Origin of the sequence: Vagococcus carniphilus (assembly GCF_014397115.1) — a bacterium.
GTDB lineage: Bacteria > Bacillota > Bacilli > Lactobacillales > Vagococcaceae > Vagococcus > Vagococcus carniphilus.
This window is the reverse complement of sequence record NZ_CP060720.1, coordinates 1,590,817-1,611,832: the sequence shown is the minus strand read 5'-3', so window position 1 is coordinate 1,611,832 and position 21,016 is coordinate 1,590,817. Positions and strand designations below refer to the sequence as shown.

Annotated in this window: 21 protein-coding genes; 1 reads left to right on the top strand and 20 read right to left on the bottom strand. The window is 32.7% G+C overall.

Annotated features, from left to right (window positions below; translation table 11 throughout):
- Positions 1-23: 23 nt before the first annotated feature.
- From topA to H9L18_RS07895, 20 genes are all read right to left on the bottom strand, one after another.
- Complete coding sequence (gene topA / locus H9L18_RS07990) at positions 24-2,105, bottom strand: type I DNA topoisomerase (RefSeq protein ID WP_126793239.1); 2,082 nt, start codon at positions 2,103-2,105, stop codon at positions 24-26.
- Between the two features lie 110 nt (positions 2,106-2,215).
- A complete protein-coding gene (gene dprA / locus H9L18_RS07985; RefSeq protein WP_126793237.1) occupies positions 2,216-3,094 on the bottom strand; it encodes a DNA-processing protein DprA in 879 nt (292 codons plus the stop codon).
- 52 nt (positions 3,095-3,146) lie between these two features.
- Positions 3,147-3,914 (bottom strand): ribonuclease HII, encoded by a 768-nt coding sequence (locus H9L18_RS07980; RefSeq protein WP_126793235.1) that lies wholly within the window; start codon positions 3,912-3,914, stop codon positions 3,147-3,149.
- On the bottom strand, positions 3,907-4,755 hold the full coding sequence (gene ylqF, locus H9L18_RS07975; RefSeq protein ID WP_126793233.1) for a ribosome biogenesis GTPase YlqF: 849 nt from the start codon (positions 4,753-4,755) through the stop codon (positions 3,907-3,909). Before ylqF ends, H9L18_RS07980 begins: the two co-directional genes overlap by 8 nt.
- 91 nt (positions 4,756-4,846) lie before the next feature.
- Positions 4,847-6,103, bottom strand: a complete 1,257-nt coding sequence (locus H9L18_RS07970) for a tyrosine-type recombinase/integrase (protein ID WP_126793231.1) — start codon at positions 6,101-6,103, stop codon at positions 4,847-4,849.
- A gap of 81 nt (positions 6,104-6,184) precedes the next feature.
- Positions 6,185-6,433 carry a DNA-binding protein gene (locus H9L18_RS07965; protein WP_126793229.1) on the bottom strand — a complete coding sequence of 83 codons (249 nt, stop codon included), beginning with the start codon at positions 6,431-6,433 and terminating at the stop codon, positions 6,185-6,187.
- Positions 6,434-6,487: 54 nt separating this feature from the next.
- The gene (locus H9L18_RS07960; RefSeq protein ID WP_126793227.1) at positions 6,488-7,345 is read right to left on the bottom strand and encodes a rolling circle replication-associated protein; all 858 of its coding nucleotides are present in this window, start codon (positions 7,343-7,345) and stop codon (positions 6,488-6,490) included.
- A gap of 64 nt (positions 7,346-7,409) precedes the next feature.
- The gene (locus tag H9L18_RS07955) at positions 7,410-8,819 is read right to left on the bottom strand and encodes an FtsK/SpoIIIE domain-containing protein (protein ID WP_246433265.1); all 1,410 of its coding nucleotides are present in this window, start codon (positions 8,817-8,819) and stop codon (positions 7,410-7,412) included.
- Positions 8,820-8,877: 58 nt separating this feature from the next.
- Entirely contained in the window at positions 8,878-9,039 is a 162-nt protein-coding gene (locus tag H9L18_RS07950) for a hypothetical protein (RefSeq protein WP_185847459.1), read from the bottom strand.
- A complete protein-coding gene (locus tag H9L18_RS07945) occupies positions 9,039-9,449 on the bottom strand; it encodes a hypothetical protein (protein WP_126793223.1) in 411 nt (136 codons plus the stop codon). Before H9L18_RS07945 ends, H9L18_RS07950 begins: the two co-directional genes overlap by 1 nt.
- A 189-nt stretch (positions 9,450-9,638) precedes the next feature.
- Complete coding sequence (locus tag H9L18_RS07940) at positions 9,639-10,337, bottom strand: hypothetical protein (protein WP_126793221.1); 699 nt, start codon at positions 10,335-10,337, stop codon at positions 9,639-9,641.
- A gap of 9 nt (positions 10,338-10,346) precedes the next feature.
- Entirely contained in the window at positions 10,347-12,605 is a 2,259-nt protein-coding gene (locus tag H9L18_RS07935; RefSeq protein WP_126793219.1) for a DEAD/DEAH box helicase, read from the bottom strand.
- Positions 12,602-14,506 (bottom strand): site-specific DNA-methyltransferase, encoded by a 1,905-nt coding sequence (locus tag H9L18_RS15405; protein WP_246433264.1) that lies wholly within the window; start codon positions 14,504-14,506, stop codon positions 12,602-12,604. Before H9L18_RS15405 ends, H9L18_RS07935 begins: the two co-directional genes overlap by 4 nt.
- A 450-nt stretch (positions 14,507-14,956) precedes the next feature.
- Entirely contained in the window at positions 14,957-15,499 is a 543-nt protein-coding gene (gene lepB / locus H9L18_RS07925; protein WP_126793217.1) for a signal peptidase I, read from the bottom strand.
- Between the two features lie 90 nt (positions 15,500-15,589).
- Positions 15,590-17,035, bottom strand: coding sequence for a S41 family peptidase (locus tag H9L18_RS07920; RefSeq protein WP_126793215.1), 1,446 nt, complete (start codon positions 17,033-17,035; stop codon positions 15,590-15,592).
- A 16-nt stretch (positions 17,036-17,051) separates the two neighbouring features.
- On the bottom strand, positions 17,052-17,270 hold the full coding sequence (locus H9L18_RS07915) for a YozE family protein (RefSeq protein ID WP_126793213.1): 219 nt from the start codon (positions 17,268-17,270) through the stop codon (positions 17,052-17,054).
- On the bottom strand, positions 17,260-17,790 hold the full coding sequence (gene msrA, locus H9L18_RS07910) for a peptide-methionine (S)-S-oxide reductase MsrA (protein WP_126793439.1): 531 nt from the start codon (positions 17,788-17,790) through the stop codon (positions 17,260-17,262). Before msrA ends, H9L18_RS07915 begins: the two co-directional genes overlap by 11 nt.
- Before the next feature lie 10 nt (positions 17,791-17,800).
- On the bottom strand, positions 17,801-18,460 hold the full coding sequence (locus H9L18_RS07905; protein WP_126793211.1) for a YpmS family protein: 660 nt from the start codon (positions 18,458-18,460) through the stop codon (positions 17,801-17,803).
- A gap of 18 nt (positions 18,461-18,478) precedes the next feature.
- The gene (locus H9L18_RS07900; RefSeq protein WP_126793209.1) at positions 18,479-19,357 is read right to left on the bottom strand and encodes an SGNH/GDSL hydrolase family protein; all 879 of its coding nucleotides are present in this window, start codon (positions 19,355-19,357) and stop codon (positions 18,479-18,481) included.
- 53 nt (positions 19,358-19,410) lie between these two features.
- Positions 19,411-20,250: a DegV family protein gene (locus tag H9L18_RS07895; RefSeq protein WP_126793207.1), complete on the bottom strand. Its 840-nt coding sequence runs from the start codon at positions 20,248-20,250 to the stop codon at positions 19,411-19,413.
- A gap of 115 nt (positions 20,251-20,365) precedes the next feature.
- Here H9L18_RS07895 and trhA point away from each other — a divergent pair, with 115 nt between their 5' ends.
- Positions 20,366-21,010, top strand: a complete 645-nt coding sequence (gene trhA, locus H9L18_RS07890; RefSeq protein WP_126793205.1) for a PAQR family membrane homeostasis protein TrhA — start codon at positions 20,366-20,368, stop codon at positions 21,008-21,010.
- Positions 21,011-21,016: the final 6 nt, after the last annotated feature.

Genomic DNA, 21,016 nt, shown 5'->3' with positions numbered 1-21,016 from the left:
CTATTAAAGATTTAAGCAACCTTTTATTTTTGTACATCTTCCTTATAGTCACATTCACTACAAAGAATTTGCTGACCGCCTCTTACTTTCTTCTGAACTAAGTAATTAGAACATTTCGGACAGTCTCTTCCAATTGGTCTATCCCAAGATGTAAATTCACATTCTGGATAACGATCACAACCAAAGAAAATTCTATTTTTCTTCGTTTTCTTCTCGATAACGTCCCCTTTTTTACAAGTTGGACAAGTCACACCGATTTTTTTAACAATTGCCTTTGTATTACGACATTCAGGGAAATTACTACACGCGTAGAATTTTCCGTATTTTCCAAGTTTGATTAACATTGGATTGCCGCAAAGCTCACAGTCAAACCCTGCTGGCTCATCTTTAAGTTGAACTTTCTCAATTTCTTTTTCTGCCACTTCAAGCTCTTTTGCAAATGGTTTATAAAAACGATCAACTACATCTACCCATTTTTCTTGAGAAATAGCAATCTTATCTAAATCTTTCTCCATCTCTGCTGTAAAGTTTACATCGATAATTTGAGGGAAGAATTCAGAAACAAGTGTATTAACGATTTCCCCTAATTCAGTTGGTTCAAATCTTCGAGCGTTTAGTTTTACATAATAGCGACGTTGAATGGTTTCTAAAGTCGGCGCATAAGTAGACGGGCGACCAACACCATTTTCTTCTAACGTTTTAATTAATGTTGCTTCACTAAATCGCGCAGGAGGTTGAGTAAAATGTTGTTTTGGCTCAATATCTGCTGATTTAACATTTTCTCCTTCTTTTAAATCAGGAAGAATATTTTCTTTTTCTTCTTTCCCATCATCTTTTCCTTCGATATATACCTTAGTAAAACCTGGGAACTTAATTTTAGAGCCGTTAGCAACGAATTTCACACCATTTTGCTCAATATCTACTCGCATTGTATCTAAAATTGCTGGTGCCATTTGACTAGCAACCATTCTCGACCAGATAAGAGAGTATAGTTTAAATTGATCTTTATCTAAAAACTCTTTGATTGATTCTGGCGTTCTTAAAACACTCGATGGACGAATCGCCTCATGGGCATCTTGAGCACCTTGAGGATTTTTTTGTTTCTTAACTTCCCCAGCAGTATACTCTTTTCCATATGTTTCAACAATAAAGTTATATGCATCTTCTTTAGCTGTATCAGATAAACGAGTTGAGTCAGTACGCATATATGTAATTAATCCGACTGTTCCTTGACCTTTACCTAATTTGATACCTTCATACAACTGTTGAGCAACCATCATTGTTTTTCTTGTTCTAAAATTCAATTTTCTTGCTGCTTCTTGTTGCATACTACTTGTTGTAAATGGAACTGCCGGGTTTCTCTTACGTTCTTTTTTGGTTACTTTTGTAATATCATAATCACGAGAAGTAAGTTTTTCTGTTACAGCTTTAACGTCCTCAGCATTATTAAGTTTTAATTTTTTTCCATCAATCCCATAAAAATTACCTTTGAATTTCGTTTTTCCTTTAACGAAGTTTCCAGTAATACTCCAGTATTCTTCTGGTTCAAATTTTCTAATTTCTTCCTCACGGTCAATAATCATCTTTAAAGCAATTGATTGAACACGACCTGCACTCAATCCTTTTTTAACTTTCTTCCATAATAGCGGGCTGATTGAATAACCAACAAGTCTATCTAAAATTCTTCTGGCTTGTTGCGCATCTACTAGATCCACATTTATTTTTCTAGGTTCTTTAAAGGCCTGTTTAACGGCATCTTTTGTAATCTCATTAAAGACAACTCGATTATTGTCTTCTAAATCTAACTCTAAAATGTGGGCAAGGTGCCAAGCAATGGCTTCCCCTTCCCTGTCCGGATCGGCTGCGAGGTAAACTTTTTCCGCCTTTTTCGCATATTTTTTTAATTCTTTAATAACTGGGCCTTTTCCACGAATATTAATATATTGTGGGTCATAATTATTTTCAATATCAATTCCCATCTTACTTTTTGGTAAGTCACGAATATGACCGACACTGGCTACTACTTTATAATTTCTACCTAAGTACTTTTCGATAGTTTTCGCTTTGGCTGGGGATTCGACGATTACTAAATATTTATAACTCATACTTTAATCCCTTTCTTTCTGCTTTTTTTATGTTTATTAATTTTATGTTCAACAATCGATAACCATCTTAGTCTATAAAATAGGCCTTTGTCAAGATGAGAATGTTATTTTCATTTCTTAAAACACCAATCTTCTAAAATATCTTCAGGGCGCCAAACACACTTAGCACCTTCTTGAATCAAATGTAAACAGCCTTCTGATTGATCTGATAAAGGGTTACCAGGGATTGCATAAACTTCTCTTCCTTCTTCAAGAGCAAGTTGTGCTGTAATATATGTTCCACTTTTCTTTTTAGCTTCCACGACACAAATACCTTGACTGATTCCAGCAATAATCCGATTTCTACTTGGAAAATGATAAGCTAGTGGTTTTGTGTTCGGTAAATACTCAGAAATAATTAAGTGCTGTTTCGCAATAAATTCTTGTAATCTCTGATTTTCTTTTGGATAATAGCAATTTAAGCCGCATCCAATGACAGCGATTGTTTTTCCGTGGTTTCTAATAGAAGCTTGATGAGCTGAGGTATCATTTCCTTTTGCTAAACCACTAACAATTGTTATTCCTTTTTCACAAAGTTCTGGCATCAAATAGTTAATCATTTCTTTTCCATAAGTAGTCGATTTTCTTGAACCAATCATGCCTAAAGTAGGTGTATCTAAAAAGGAGATATTACCTTGATAAAATAGAGCTATTGGTGGATTATAAATCTCTCGGAGATACTCAGGATACGCATCATCTAATATAGTCAAAAAAGAAAATCTTTCCAAAAATTCAAAATAATAATCATCTGTAAAAGTCATCGCTTGTTCAAAAGAATCTAAAAAAGTAGAATGATAATTCTTCTTAACCCTACCAATTTTCAAACAACATTCCGCTGTTACTTCTTTTTCTGGATTATCCATAAAATATTGAAGAATTCTCAACAAACCTTTATTGCCAATTCCTCTTAAATGCTTCAATTGGAAGATTAACTGATTTAAATCTAACATAAAAAAACCTCCTATTTACATACTATTTTTAAAGTACGTAAAAAGAAGGAAATTAAATCATATTTTTAATGGGTGCAAATGTTTTTCGGTGGATAGGGCAAATCCCTTGAGTCTCAAGTCCTAATAAATGCTCTTTTGTTCCATAACCAGCATTTTTAGAAAAACCATAACCTGGATGTATCAAATCATAGTCTTCCATCATTCTATCTCTTATCACTTTAGCGATAATACTTGCGCAAGCAATTGAAATACTTCTAGCATCTCCTTTTATAATCTTTTCTTGAGGAATATTTGTTTCAAGTGTCATTGCATCAATCAATAACAAATCTGGTTGAATAGATAAATTGGCTACCGCTTCATTCATTGCAAGTTTAGTTGCTTGATAAATATTCACATCATCAATTACATCGTGACTTTTTATACCTATGCCTATCGCAATAGCTTGCTCTTCAATTTTTTCGAATAGTTCATTGCGTTTTTTTAAAGAAAGCTGTTTTGAATCATTTACTTCATATAAATTAAAATCCTTCGGTAGGATGACAGCAGCTGTTACAACAGGTCCAGCTAACGGTCCACGACCTACTTCATCAATACCTGCTATATACTCATGGCCAGCCAAATAACCCTGATTTTCAAATTCTTTCATTTCTTCAAAATGTGCTTTTAATTGTTCAGCTTTCGTCAACCGATTTTTAGTTGACTTAATTGCTTGCTGAACACTTTTTCTTGAGTCTTCTTGTAAGCTATCAAAAAGAGGATCATCTAATCGTATTATCTTATCTAAAAGAGCTTTGATTTCATTTGTTGTCAACTTACTCATGATAATCCTCAACTCTATCTAACGTATATCTACCTAAACGGCCATCACGTAATTCTTGAACCAACATGATACTACCTCTTTCATAGTCATCTTGGAATCCTCTTTTTTTAGTGATAAGAAGTAGAATATCAACTGCAGAAAGTTCTAAATCATCTTCTGTAAGCTTATAGCGCTCTGCTAATTGTTGAGGATAATGATCTTTAAAATAACTCAATCCAAATAAAGCTAAATCGTCCATATGAAGTAACGTATCCTTAATTGCCCCTGTTAGAGCCAATTTTTTACCTATTTCTTCATCTTCAAATTTTGGCCATAAAATACCTGGTGTATCAAGTAATTCTAATTCTTTACTTGTTTTTAACCATTGCTGACCTTTAGTTACTCCTGGCATATTACCAGTTTTAGCCATATTTTTCTTAGCTAAGCGATTTAAAAGTGTTGATTTCCCAACGTTTGGGATACCAATGCACATTGCTCGAATAGCTCTTGGCTTAATCCCTTTTGCTTGTTCTCTTTCGAGTTTCTCAGCTAAAATTTCTTTTGCCGTTGGGACAATTTTTTTGATTCCTTTACCTTCATTAGCATTAATTTTTAAACAAGCATGTCCTTGATTTTCAAAATATTGTTGCCACTTACTAATTTCAATTGGATCTGCTAAATCAGATTTATTAAGTAAAATGATTCTTGGTTTTTGCTGGATTAACTGATCGAGCATTGGATTTCGGCTAGACATTGGCAATCTAGCATCTACTATTTCAAATACAATATCAACTAATTTTAATTTTTCTGAAACTTCTCTTCTTGCTTTAGCCATATGGCCTGGAAACCATTGAATTGTCATAATATGTATTACTCCTTTTATATATAGGCTTTGAAAGCCACTTCTAACTTAACTTTTTATTTTTGGGCAGTTTTGGGGCAAAAAAGCAATTTTACACCTTACTTTCGCTCACGCCCATTTTTTCAATGAAGCGACTAATTGCTTCTACTGATTTTTCTTGAGAATCATTCATCAAATGAGTGTATCCATTCGTTGTTTCTACTTGAACATGCCCAACGCGTGCTTGAACTTCTTTAAGTGGTATATTCGGATCGTTACGTAGAACTGTAATATGAATATGACGAAAACTATGGGGAACAGCATTTTTTATCCATTCAAAGCCATACTTTTCTTGGCACTCTATTTGTAACACCTTATTTACACGTCCTAAGATTTCCCTGAAACTATGAGAAGTAATCGGTGCTCCATATTCTGTTTTGAAAAGAAAGTCCGATTTTCTAAAAACTTCTGAGGGAAAATTCTCCATATGCTTATCAAATTGCTTATTACGTTTAATCACTCTTTTTAGAGCTTCTATCACAAATTCAGGAAGTTGTTCCACTCGTTCGCTTGTTTCAGTTTTCGTAGTATCTAGATAAAAGTCATCCACTTTTAAATCATGCGCCTGTAAAGATTTATCAATCGTAACTAAATGATTTTTAAAGTCAATATCAGATTCAGTCAAAGCCGAAGCCTCTCCAATTCGACAACCAGTCCCAATTAAAAACAGTGCTAAGTCGTAATAATTTTGATTTCTACGTCCTTTAAGTTCAGAAAGTAAGGCTTTAACTTCTCGTTCATCTAAGAACTTCTTTTCGAGCCTAATTTTCTTTGCTCGCTTTTCTTCAACAGTAGCACTAAGTTTTACTACTCTTGATGGAGAAAATGCAATTACATTATGGAGAACACCGTAATCAAATATTTTATTCAAAGTGCATTTAATATGTTGCATAGTAGAATGCGTTGAATGATATTTTTCTCGATATTCATTTAAGCAATTCTGAATTAATAGTGGCGTTATTTTCTCAAGTAGAATATCATCAGCTATCAACTCTGAAAGTCTATCAATCACAAGTTCTTCACGTTTTACAGTCTGAGGTTTTACAGTTGTTCTCCAAGTATCAAACCAGCTATTCTTTAAGTCGTAAAAAGTTAACATTGATTTTCCTTGAAAATAGCCTTGTTTCTTTGAAATCAAGTCATCAATCTTATCAACTAACTCTCTCTCTACTTGCCTTCTCGCTCGAACCGTATTAGTCCGATAGACGATTGAGGCACGTTTTTTCTTACCTGTTAGAGGATCAATATAGCGCTCTACAGCTACATAAAAACTCTCTCCATTTTTGTTTTTTCTTTCTTCAAAATACATATTTTATCCTTCCCAAGCTATAATAAGAAAAAAGATAAAATAGAATTATGATTAGCCAATCCTATTTTATCATTTTATCAGTTATTTTGCATTAACTTTTGAATAGCCATATTGTTTCCAATATAAAAATTCCTCAAAAATTTCAAAACTAATAAATACTATTTTATGTGTTGGATTAATAACACCAGATCTAAACTTTTTATTATTACGCATTTCTGAAATCCAACGATTAAGCGTATAGATATTTAATCCCTCGTAGCGTTGCAAAATTGCACTTTTATTTCCCCATTCTGCTCGACTATTAGCAACTGGTACAAACTTTACTTTCATATCACACCTCGATCTGTCACTTATACCGCAATATGATATAATGACATTGCAAAATTATTTTTTGAAGTCCTGATTGCCGTCAGGGCTTTTTGTTTGTTTTAACTTCCATACTGTTTCTGTATGACTACTTTGAATTAGCTCCCCATCTTCTGAAATATCCATCCGATAGATAGAAATATCTGCTTTAAATTCTTTATTTGGAGAATTTCTTTCACCTACAACAAATGATGGTTTAAATTCTTGGAAATAACTATCAGTAAGCTCGACATAAGAAATTTCAGGTTGTTTTAATCCTCGACTTACAAAGTATCTAGGTTGATGAAATGCACTGGGCATTTCGAGTAACTCTTTTGTAATATATTTTGTGATATAATTAGCGGATTTTTCTTTATGCTGAATTTTAGAAACGGTACTAAATCCATTCTGCCAATTTTCAGCATTGTAAATCTGAATCCCTTTCTTTTTGATGAGCCTCTTATTTTTAGGATAACGAGCCTCTACAAGTGGTGGCGATAAACCACCCGTTACACCATGAAAATGTATTCTCCCCGACTTATGCACTTCTGGTATGAAAAGATAAGCAAATTTCCCATACCTTTCACGCTGATACTTTAACCATGCTTGCAATCGTTGTCTTGAATAAACATAATTTTTTGCGTTAACTTTATTATCATTAAGTGTAAGCGTCCAAAATAAATCAAAATCATTGGCTTGACAATAATATTTAATTTTTCTTTTGATTCGATATGCTTGCTCTAAAACTCGTTGTTTTTTTGCTTCTTCACTGTCAACGCATTTCAACCCTCGACTAGATTTATCTTTTCCACCTAACGTTCTTATTCGATTCTCACCATATTTTATTATTTCTATATGGTGATCGAACCTAATAATTTTTGAATTATATTCAACCATTTTAATCTCTTTTCTTGTTCTAATAAGCTTATCTTGCGTGTATGTCAAGTAGTACACGCAAGTCCTAGCTGAGGCATTCGGCTTGTGGCAAGCCACCGCCCTCAGCCTCAGCTAATTTTGACAATGTTTCTTTAAACGGAAGTTTTTCATCATCATAGTAAGGACTAAAAAAAGGTTTTGGTGCTTCCCAATCAAGTCCATCTAACCAGATCAATCCACCATAATTAGATGTGTCCGCTCGTGGTAAATCTTTTAAACTTCTTCCAAAAAGCTCTTGAGCTTGAATTTGTGTTAAGCTTCCAAGATTTATCAACATTCCTAGGTTGCTACGGGCTATTGAATCCCCTAGTAAACTAGCAGGAAAAGCTTGCCCTGAAAGTAATACTGTCATTGAAGACTGTCTTGATTTCAAAATTAAAGTAAGTATCCTGTCAGCTATTTGGGGCATAAGCCTTTCAGCAGGTTTCTTCAATTTATCCATTGCTTGTGTAGCTGAGGCAAGAGCTAATAGTTCATCACAAGCTATTAAAATACTTCCTTTTCCCGAAAATTTTTCTACATAGGTTAAGTCATTTTCATCTGAGCAATCTACATTCATCTCAGAATAACGTTGATTCATAATAGAAATAGCATCATCTAATAATTGTAAGCACTCCTCTGCTGTTGTAGCAGTAGGAATACCAGCATACCGCCCCGATTGAGCCATAAAAGAATTTTTTCCGTCAATAATCATGCACTCATTTTTTTCATTATTCATCAGAAACGAAAGAATAAAAACTTTTATTATTGTGGTTTTTCCACTTCCTGTTTTCCCGAAAATCCCTATTTGTGGTTGTTTATGAACATCCCAATTAAGATTTTTTGTTATTGGAAAATTAACAGTATTTGATTTTTTCATTTTTCCTAAATCATCAATTACTAACCGTTCGTCTGTATTATGAGAAAATATCATTATGACTAAACCATCTTGGATTCTTCTATCCTCAAGAACCCATAATACTCTAGTTTCTTTGACAAAATATCCATGTAACCTACGAGCAATATCCCTCTCAATCTCTACATTAACGTGTCCACCCGTCATAAGCTTAATGGTGATCAAATCATCAGTAACTGAATAAATCCATTTAACAGATTTTGTCTGATTAAATGAATTATCATGTTGTCGGAGTAAGTCACTTTCTTCCGTAAATCCTCTTAGCAACTTTTCGAGTTTCCACTTTTCAATAGGTGAGTATCTAGAATGTAGAAATTCCCAGAGTGAAATTACAATGATGATCACGAGTGCCACGAGAAGCATGCGATTTAATGATTGATTATCAAAAATGATTCTTCCACTTGAAAAGCCAGAGATTACATTTTTAAAGTTATACACAATCAATAATAAGAAAGTAATCATTGCCCATATCTTGATAAGCAAAATATAAAGTTTACGTTTTTTATAAGCAACCTGTACCTGATTTTCATCAACGGTCAATTTACTCAGCCCCCTCCAAGTGGGGGGAGGCGTGAGAACCACTCAATAAATTTTTCAATCATTTCCCACAATCCTCAAAATCGCCTTTTACCTTACCTTTCAAAATATCACGAGCAATATCTATAAGTTCCAAAGCACGCTTTCTATTTAATGTTTCATCTTGGAAGCAGTATTCGATTTCGTTAAGATATGCCCAAATGCTAAGTTCTTTTTTATCCATTATTTTTTCTCGCTTTCATTTGTTGCTTCTGAAACATTTAAGACTAGCTTTAAACCTCGCCAGCCTCCACCATTTCTACCTTGTTCCCATTTCAACATAACTTTTGCACCTTCGAGCTTTATTTCTGATCCCAGCAACTCATCAACCGATATACCAAGTAAGTCTTGTTCATTTCCGATTAATTCCAAAGGATAGGTTTTTAATTCAGAAGAATCCGCACCTGATTTCTGAATTAGCTTTGCTAATTCAGCATCTATGAATTGGCAAGAGATTTTTGCAACCGAACCTTGAATAGCCTCACCTGATTCTGAATATCGTGGAGATTTATTCACAGATTGAATAACCGCTACTTTTGGTACTTCAACATTTGAAACAACTACTTCAGCAACTTTTGCTTTTCCTAATAACATAATTATTATTCCTCCTCATTATTCATCTCTGATTAATATTAGAGATTTTTGTCAAAGAGTTCATGACCTCCTTGATAAACTGATTATGCCATTTCAAAGTCTTTCTCATGCCAGGGTCATTTTTATAGCCAAAAATAAAAACCCTTGCAATTTGCAAAGGTTTTTGTGATATAATTATAGATTTCTCTATTAATCTCGCATATTATTTTGATCTAGTAAGCATTCTAGACTAATACTATCTATTAATGGAATAACAATTTTTTCAGCTAAAATCTTAATTTTCTGCGGAAGGTAGGTAAAGCTAAGAAATTCTGTTTTATTTTTTAAACTTATACACTGATCTTGTTCAGTAATCTTACAAACTCCATCTATTTCAACAATTCGAAAATCATTATAAGTGTTATAGGTAAAATCAACAAAATCATCTAAAAACTTTTCGAAATTATCTGGTTTGGCAACAATATATTCTTGATAAAAATCTCTAATCTTTAAATCATTATCTAGTTGAAAATCACTCCAATGTTTTGAATACTCACGATAATTTTTCATATCTAGTACCAAACAAGTAAATAAATCTTCTAAATAAATTTTAACATCCTCGCCCCAAAATATTTCGTTTTCATCGTTAAAATCAAGCTCATTCAATAACACAGGTAAAATTTTGGGTGTAATTAGATAAGGGTTATCATCTAAATTTTCGCCTTTTAAAATATTCCCAAACAAATTGCGATTATCTGGATAAAAATCTCTGTGAGTGGCTTTTATATTGTTTCTTTTTTCTGTCCACTGTTTATATTTATACGAAATTCTCTTTGCCGCCAAAGAATATATTAAATCACAAGTTCTATCGAATTTAGGTTCTCTAAGTGTGAATTTTATTTTTCCCATATCACATATCTAGTTCTCTGACATTCTATTTTCATCTTCTATAGATTTAAAAAGTTTAATAATAGGTTGCCACTTATCAGCTACCATCTCATCTACCCAATCGCCACTATTAAGATAATAAAGCTCCTCATTCATATCACGTACAAACGCCCACTTGATATTGTATTCCTTAGCGTATTTCTTCAATGCTTCATATTTGGCTGGTGCATAAGAATCAATGTTTTTATCACGACCTTTAACATCTTCACCGCCCTTAGTTTCAATGATATAAATGTCACCATTCCTCATCTGGATAATAAAATCAGGGTAAAAGTGTGAAACGCCTCCGTTAGTGCTATAAACAAGTGAAAAATATTGAGGACCCTTATCTCCGTTTTTATAAACAAAATCGACAATGTCTGCATGTTCTTCAAGCCAGCGTTCCATCAAACGTTCAACAATACTTGGTCGAACTGCAATAGATGCTGTCGTGTACCCTTGATAAGCATTTGTTTGAACCATTTTTATATCTTTTAATTTTGGATTATACGTATATCGTTCTGTCAAAGGAATGGTAAAATCGTTCTTTTGGATATTATCTAAGTCAAGACTCCCTTGAATGGCTTGTGCTATGTCTATTTTCCTGAATTCTTCACGTAAAGCACGCCAGTTATTCAAAATGAATGCCGTCCACTCATTTGCATCTAATTTTAAAATGGAGGTTACAAGAGCATAACCTCTCCATAGGAAGAATCGCTTAAGTATTGCTTCAACTTTAGATACTGGTAAATGAATTACACGATCAAGTTCGTGGAAAGCATGAAGTAAATCAATACGATTATCTTGGTAATTCGCTTTAACACAACGTTCACGATCTTGTAATCTATCTGCGTTAGCTAAAACATCAAATCTACCTTGTTTGAAAGTAGTTTTAATTTCGTTCCCTAAAGTGTATCCTTGATTTTTTAAAATTAAGTAATTTTCTTCTAAATCATCTGTAAAATTGAAACGTTTTTTTAAGCCCTCATATATATTATTTAGAATCATTTTTTCGTTTAGAACTTCATCATAGTTAATTACTCGCTCAGAAGTTAGCTTTAAACTTTTAGCTCTATCTATAAGGTTTAATAATGGTGTTGGTGCAACTGCTGCACCTTGTGCAAATACCCCATTTAAGAAATCTGTATCAAAAGTATAAAGGTACGCATTATCAAGAATATCAACATTATAATGACCTATCCAAGGTTGTGGCATTCGGCGGATTCGTCCAAGTGTTTGAACTGTGAACTGTTCTCCCATGTTTTCACGAATTTTGATTAAGATCTTAGCACGTGGTGCATCCCAACCTGTTGCAATAGCTTGCTTGATAATAAGATATTCTACTTTATTATCAAGTTTGTTCACATCAATGACGTTGCGTTTTTGTTCAGAAAGCCAGATACCAAGTTTGCCATCTTCATACGTTTTATGCATCGTTTCTTGAAGATGCTTTTCAATACGTAAAGATAAATCGGGTGTGGATTCATCAGGAAGTTGGACTAGGACGAGTGGGTTAATACCCGTTACTCCATTTTCAATATAGCTAGCCACAATTTGTTGGCGTTTCTTTTCGGCTGCATCAAATAAAATTACGAACTCATCTGTTCCATCAAGACTTGTATCGATTTCTTCGTTGACCACTACCGCTTTTGTAATCAAACCAGATGCGATTACTGCTTCTTCTAATACTTCATAGAACTCAATTATATCTGGTGTATTTGGATCGTCAATTGTTGCTGACACACGAACCGTTTTAGATGCCTTAAATCGTGAGATTATCTCACGTGCTTTGTTAGTATCATTGCGATGTGCTTCATCAATAATCACGATAAAGTGACGGTCCTCTTGAAAAGCTTTTTCAATTTTATCAACCAGATTATCTCGTTCACTATCTGTAAGCATTGCTTTTGATTTTTTACCGACTACACGTTCATAATTGATAAAAGTTGCTGAACCTCGTTCAAAACCATTAAGTAACGCATCATCTACAGATTGCGCTTTGATACTTGAAAAGCTGTTTGCTTTGTCTTGTGATTGTTCTTCAAGTTCTCCTGCACCTGGTGTAAACCAAACAAAAGCGACATTATCACCAGTTGAACGGATATATTCATCAATCCATGATAAAAGCATGATGGTTTTACCTGCTCCAGTTGGCGCTTTAATCGTCAAGTTATTAACACCATATTCAGGTGCAATAAAAGCCAAGAGTTTATCGACTACATCTTGTTGAAAATTTTTTAATTCTATCATTTTGCCCACAACTCCGTTCCAAAGAAATAATTTGGGATTTCTTGTACTCTAATTTGTAGATCTTGTAAGATTTGATTTTGTTTATCATCTCTAAAAACATCAGGATGCATGAAAATTGTTGAATTACTAATAAGTTGTTTATTATCAATTAATGATTCAAGCTGTTCTTCATTTAAAACAATTTGAACTTTAGGATTCGTAATGTCAACTGCAAATTCCAATTCTACAAGTGGTGTCACATATTTCAACAATTCATATTCAAGAGAAACATCAGGAAATTCTTTTTTAACAACAAAATCCGTTTTAAAATATTTTAAATTCGCTGGAATTCCATGAACATCTGAATCTTTATTGTACTCTCCGAATACTTGAAGAACATTATCTTTCATTGACTTACTAATAGAATCATATTTTTCTTTATTTTCAGCAATAACATTTTCCATGTACTCCAACACATTGCCTGCATTTTTTAACTTTGAAATCGTAAATTTATATTCATATAAAAGATTTTTTGTCTTAGAAGAGGCTTTATATCCGTTTATTATTTTGCTTAATCTCGTATAAGTAATTTCTTCAGCAATATTGTTTTCATTATTGGTAGCTAAAATGAAAGTTCTTTTCCCATCATCTTCTTGATTTAATTTTAATACCGCTTGACCTGTCGTTCCACTTCCAGCAAAAAAATCAAACACTTTTGCATCTTTTTTATTCGAAAGCGAAATTAGATACTTAATTAATTCTGACGGTTTAGGATTAGAGAACGGAGATTTATTGTTGAACATCGATTTTAGTTCATTTGTTCCCGCTTGATTTATCACGAATTGTATTAAATTCTTATAAGGTGCTGACCGTTCAATCGGTGTTCCTTCATTATCAACATAAAGGTAGTTTTTGTACTTCAAAGCCCAACCACTAGCTTTATTTTCAGACTCTTGAAATTCTAAAAAACCATTCTTAAAGCCCCATTCAATTTTATTTTTCCCCCATTTCCAAATCCAACCATCATTTTCGAATTTTTGACGTCCATTTGGATAAATCATCTTCCCATCAGGGGCTTCAACTCCAAAATTCATTGAATCACTGTATGTTAATCCACCACGATCAAGATTATCAAAGTAAAAAGGACCACGCACATTATAATATTCATCAGTGTGGCGATAGCGATTTTTATCGAATGAGCCAAAATTTTGTGAAAAGATATTATTCCATTTAGATCTATCTTTATTATTGCAATAACACAGAATATATTCTGTAATTGTCGCGATACCTTTGGCGTCAGACGCACCTGTTTTCTTTTGCCAAATAAAACTTGTAACAAAACAATTTCCACCAAAAATTTCATCTGTTAATAATTTGATATTTTGATATTCATTATCATCAATGCTTATAAATAAAATTCCATTTTTAGATAATAAAGAACTTGCAATTGTTAATCTCTTTTCCATAAAAGAAAGCCACTTTGAATGACGATATGCATCATTTGAATCCACTTTTTTATCATTATAAGTAAAGCCTTCATTTGTCGTATTATAAGGTGGATCAATATAAATGACATCAATCTTACCGAGATGCGTTTTCTCCAATAGATGCAGACTGTGAAGATTGTCTCCCTCCAAAAGGAAATTATAATCTTCTGAATCAGGATTACCAATGATTTTCTTGCTTGCATCTTCTATAAATACAGGAATTTTGGTTTTCATTTCTTCATCAACTTCTTCAGCGTGTTCTTCCCAGACCAGACCATACTTCTTGGTGTTGAGCATTTGAATCAGTTTTTCAAGCTTTGGAATATCAGCTTCACGAGCTTCATCTTGTGCTTTCTCAATTAGAGTTTTAACGTAAGCAATCGAATCAGCTTTCTCATTTTTATGAGGACGGTCATTAAAATTATTTCCAGACATTTAAAAAACCTCCAACTCTATTGGAGTTGCCTTTTAAGAATGCTGAAAAAAAGTAAGTTTCCACTATTATTTTACATTGTATCATTTTATGCTTAACCCCTTATTAATTATTTTTTAGATAGTACGATTATACCAAATATGTTGTTATATAACTATTTAAGTTTTTTGTACCAGGGTACTATTCAATAATTCATTAAATTTTCATTGGGCAAATTTTTGGGCAAATTTCGAAGCTCATTGCTTATTATTGCTCAATACATAAATAAGTATAAATTTCTTTAATTTTTCCAGATATATTTACTCCACTTCAAAAAAAAGAAAAAGCCCTTAATTTATAAGGACTTTTCGCTAACCATAATTCAGTTTTCATCGATTTTCAGCTTCATGTTTTTTAAGGAGTTAACATTCAGGTCATTCAACCATTGTATTGCCACTAAATACTCACTCCTATTATTTTACAATCTTACTATGGAATAATGGATAGTAAACAATTCTTGCTTGACCAAGAATGGCAGAACTATTAATCGTTCCAAACGATCGACTGTCTTTACTTAAACGACGATTATCTCCTAATACAAAATATTGATCTTTAGGAATTTTTTTAGTTCCTATCAAATCTGCCGAATCTAAATCTGTCGTAAACACATACTCATTTTTATGTTTCTTCACACCATCTAAAAATGGTTCTTCTACTTTTTTACCATTGATATAAAGCTGATCCTTTTCATATTTCACATGATCTCCTGGTAAACCAATCACGCGTTTTACATAAGTGTTACCATCACTTGAAGTAAAAACAATAACATCAAATCGCTTAATCTCACTAAAATTCTCCATAACAACAAAATCATTTTCTTTGATAGTTGGAGACATTGATTTTCCAGTAACTTCAACTGGTACAAAAATAAAAGCTCTTAAGACAATGGCAAAAAGGGCACAAACGACGATCATTTTTATCCAATGCCAGATTATATCCATGATTTTCTTTTCCATTTTTTGCCACCTCTCTTCCATACTATATAATATAGAAAAATGGGTAAAATAGCTAGTATTATGAAAAGATTAAAAGAAAAAAGAATGGTATTATTTACCATTCTTTTGCACAACTTCTAAAGCTTTATTATATTGAATGTCATTTGCTTTCCAATGCTTCATGATTGCTTCTTCTAATGTTTGAATTGTTTCTTTATCTGCTTCGCCAGTTTCTTTCAATCCTTGGTCTTTTTGGAATGATTTTACTGCCTCTACTGTTTCTTCCGAATATAAATCACTAGCTTCATCAATTTTATAACCAAGTTCTTTCAGGTAAGTGTTTAGAGTTACTACATTTGAACTTATGACTCCCTCTTTATAATGTAAAGATTGATCAATTATTCTATTTTTTAGATATTTTGGATAATCAACTTTAATCGTTGGTGTAACACCTTTTTCATGAATCCACTTTCCTTCAGGTGTTAACCATTTACTAAATGTTAACTTCAATTTACCATTACCTTCAATCGGAATTAACGTTTGAACAGTTCCTTTACCAAAACTTTTAACTCCAATAACATCATAACCATTAGCTTTAAGTGCTGCTGCTAAAATCTCTGAAGCACTCGCGCTATTTTCATCCATTAAAAGAACTGAAGGTTCTGTTATTTTTTCACCATTATCTAATTTTTTCCCGGCTACTTCTTCATAACTACTTTTAGCACGATCTTCAAACTTAACAATAACTTTTCCATCTTTTAAGAAACGGCTTGCCATCTTCTCAACATTTTGAAGAACACCGCCAGGATTTCCTCTAACATCAAAAATAAATTTAGTGGCTCCTTCTTTTCTCATCTTTGTCACAGCCTCATTAAATTCATCTGACGTCGTTTCATTAAAGCTTTTAATTTTAATATAACCGACTGATTTATCTGTTTTATCAATGTTAGCGACTACTGATTCAACAGGAATTTTATCTCTGACAATATCAACTACAAAAGTTTCATCGCCTCTTAAAATATCTAGCTTCACACTTGTTCCTTTTTTACCTCTAACCTTAGAAACAACTTTTTGAAGCCCCTCTCCCTTAACGTCTTTACCATTAACTTTGATAATCACATCATCTTGTTTGAGTTTAGCTTTAGCAGCAGGAGAACCTTCAATTGGCGGTTCAGCAATTTTAGGATAGTCATTTTCAATCGTCATAGTAGCTCCAATCCCTTCAAAACTACCAGATACACTATCATCAAATTCTTTGGCATCTTCTTCAGGTAAAAACGTAGAATGTGGATCTCCAATAGCATCAGTCATCCCTTGAAGTGCACCATTTACTAATTTTTTATGATCTACTTTTTCGATATATTGGCTATCTATTAGTTGATATAATAATTCAACTGTTTCTAAGTCAGTTCCATCTGATTCTTCTCTTGAAAGTTTTCTTATTGGATCTTTTAGTTCATACACAAATAGAGTCGCCCCTGAAGCTACAATCGCTACAATGGCAATTGTTAAGACATACTGAAATATAGATATTTTTTTGGTTTGTTTTGGTTCCACATAAACACGTCCTTATTTAATTGTTTTCAATGTAAAGCTCCCATAAGGTATCAAAAATATCCATATTAGGAATATAGTAAGCATTAGTTTCTAAATAATGAGAAATTTCATCATAATTTTCCGATTGTTTTGGAAATTGCATGTCATTAAAAATATTTTCAGCCAAAATAGACTCATCTGTTTGTTTAAGTTTTCCTCGAAATGTCTGGATGTAATGATAAAAACTACGCTTCATCTGAATCTTCTCCCCACACTTCTTCTAACCAATTTTTTCTTAGCTGACTACTCGCTTTATATCTGGCTGGATCCTTTTTATAAAAATCTTGATGGTAATCTTCTGCCATAAAGAAAGGTTTGGCTGCTTCTATAGTCGTTACAATTGGTTTATCGTACTTACCAGATAAATCCAGTTGTTTTTTGCTAATTTCAGCTTGCTTTTTTTGTTCTTCAGTCGTGTAAAAAATGACAGGACGATAACTATCTCCTCTATCTTGAAATTGTCCGAATGCATCAGTTGGATCGGTTTGTTGCCAATAAATAGTCAATAATTCTTCATACGATAAAATATTAGGATCAAATTCTATTTTAACTGCTTCTGTATGTCCTGTGTCTCCTTGGCAGACTTGTTGATAAGTTGGATATTCCGTGTGACCTCCTGTATAACCAGAAACGATAGAATATACACCAGGATACGTATCAAAGGGTTTTACCATACACCAAAAACACCCACCTGCAAAAATTGCTGTTTCTTTCAAATGAATCACATCACTTTCCTTTTTTCTTATCTTTCGACGCATAAACGCTAAAACTAATCTCATCATCAATTAAATTAATTTTTTTGGCTTTAATTGACATGCCATTTTCCATTTTAAACTTGTCTAAATGTAAATTGATTAATTGTTTATCTGCATTAATCTCTATCCAATTAGGTAAATCTGTTGTTGAAGAAATGTAATTAATCATCGCAGGAATCGGAACATTTAAAGAACCTACTGATAAGCTTTTAGCTTTTAGTTGAACATTACCGTCATTTAAAACATAAGGATCAAAATACAGATAAAAATGAGTTTCATGTCCGAGTAAATTAAAGGTACCATCAATTAAAGCATCATTTTCCAAATTAAATGAGTAATCAACACCTGACTCCTCCATCATGTCATCTAAAAAGAAGTTCAGAACTTCATTAACTTGTTTCTTTTTCATATTGATATCAAAAATAGCACTTTCTTTTGTTGCTACTTTTGGAACTGAATCACTATAACTCATTCTTGGAGTTGAGATTCGATAACCAATCAGTAAACTAAATCCAATTAAAATTGCAACTAATATTAGAAAAGCTGATTTCCAAGGATTATTAAAAATAGCAATTGCTTTTGGTTGGTTTTGACCTTCTTTTCTATTTTCTTTCTTTTCTTTTTTTATCATAAATTACACCTCGACTAATTACTTAAGCCACTCTTTCTTAGTTGCTTCCATCTTCGATTTAAACGCGTTAGAAATAATTTGATAACCTAAATTATTAGGATGAAAACTATCATCTTCTGAAATCAAGTCATTAATAACATCTGCTTTAGATGGTGTTTTTTTCTTATTATTACCAGAATCAACTTTAATCTCATGATCTGGTAATCCATTATAAATCTCATCATTAATCGGTACAAAATAAGCATTTTCCTGCCCATCTACAAAATCCTTACTTCCTTTATCCCAAAAATCAACAATTTCTTGCATCTCTTTAATCTCTGAAAAATTCTTATAAAAAGGATTGTAAATACCCAGTTGATAAATAGGAGCACTAGGATTTAATGATCTAATTTCTTCATACAATTGTTCCAACTGTTTTTGATATTTTTTTTGAGGTCTAGCAAATGATTTTAGAGAAAGTTTGTTAAACATTTTAGATTGAATAGCTTTCATCAAATCATTTCCGCCAACTGTCATTGTAATTACATCTGCTTTTTTAACAGATTCTTGCATGGCCTCGTCTTTTTTTAATCTCTTTAATATCTGGTCACTTCTGTCACCAGATTTACCAAAATTTTCAGCTTGGACAACTTCAATTGGAAATTGTTCACCTAAATCTGTTTGAAGTAAAGGTACATAACCACCTGTATTAGTAGTATCTCCAACTCCTTCTGTTAAAGAATCTCCAATAGCACTTAATCTAAGGATTTCCATTTTAGTTTCTTTATTACTAGACGTTTCAGTTTGTTGTCTAATCTTATCTGCTTTTGGCAATGCCATCGAACTAAGGGTAAACGTCGCGATTAGGGCAACCAAAAAGAGTACAAAGAAAGGTATATTTTTTTTTATAATTTTCATAAAATCCCTCTATCCAAAAAAGCAGACCTTTTTGATCTGCTCTATCTGGTATTTTAGTTTGTGTAAAACATGACAGCAAATGCGCCTTTTCCAGCATGTGTTGCTACAAGTGGCGTCGTATGAATGATAGGAATATCAATTGATGGGATCATTTTAGAAAGAGAAGCTTTTAATTCTTCTGCAATGTCTTTTCCATCTGCTTCTGAAATACCTAAACAGTTAACAGAATAAGTTGTTAATTTTTCTTCTAATGTTTTAACCCATTTAGTAAATGTCTTATTCCCTCGACCTTTTGTCACTACTTCAAGTTCTCCGTTATTCAGTTCACATAAAACTTTCATATTTAAAAAACCTGAAACAGCACCGACCATTTTACCAATACGTCCACCTTTAACAAGATTTTCTAATGTGGCAACGCCAATGTAAAGTTCAGTCTTGTCCTTAACATCCTCAATATGAGCTAAAATTTGTTCAACTGTTGCACCTTTTTGCGCCATTTGTGCTGCTTCATAAACTTGGAAACCTAGTGCTTGGTCAATATAATCGCTATCAACCACTGTGACATTAGATTTCGACATTTGTGCAGCTTGTCTAGCTGTATTAACTGTTCCACTTAATTTTTCCGTTAAATGAATAGAAATAATTTCACTTCCGTCTTTTCCTAATTCATCGTATAAATCAATAAACTCACCAATTGGTGGCTGACTTGTTTTAGGTAATGAAGGAGATTTTTCCATCATTGACATAAATTCTTGACTATCTAGTTCATTTTGATTTGCATAGATTACGCCATCAATCATTATTGATAAGCTGATTGTATGAATATCTATACTTTTCATTCGCTCAGAATCGATAATACATGACGAATCTGTTACAATTTTTATATTTGTCATTCTCAAACCTCTTTCAAAAAATAGCATATTCGTGTAGAATTAAAATAATCTATCTGTTGAACAGTATAACAGATAAAAGATTCTTTTTCACTTAAAATATGAAAGGATGGGTGGAATGGAGCATACTACATTTACCAAAAAATATTTAATTGTCAATGAGGTTTTTAATGCGATTACGCATGGCATAGGAACAGGTCTAAGTATTGCAGGACTTGTTTTACTAATTATAAAAGGAGCACAGATGGGTTCACCAATTAGAGTCGTTTCTTATACGATTTTTGGTGCTTCAATGATTTTACTTTTCTTATTTTCAACATTATTTCATAGTTTAATTTTTACCAAGGCAAGAAAAGTATTTCAAGTATTTGACCACAGCTCTATTTATTTATTAATTGCTGGAAGTTATACTCCTTACTGTTTAGTTACCATTCAAGGTTGGTTAGGTTGGACACTCTTTGCGATTATCTGGACTATAGCAATTGCTGGTATCGTATTTAAATCCATTTGGTTAAACAAACGAGGTAAAACTGATGTTGTTCTATATATCATTATGGGTTGGTTGTGTCTTATCGCAATTAAACCACTTTATATTGGTTTAGGTTCAACTGGTTTTCTTTTATTGTTCCTAGGTGGTGTGTCTTACACAATTGGTGCTATCTTCTACAGCTTAAAAAACGTAAAATTTATGCATGTTGTTTGGCATTTATTCGTTCTTTTAGGTGCAATTTTTATTTTCTTTTCAGTTTATCTGTATACATAATTAGAA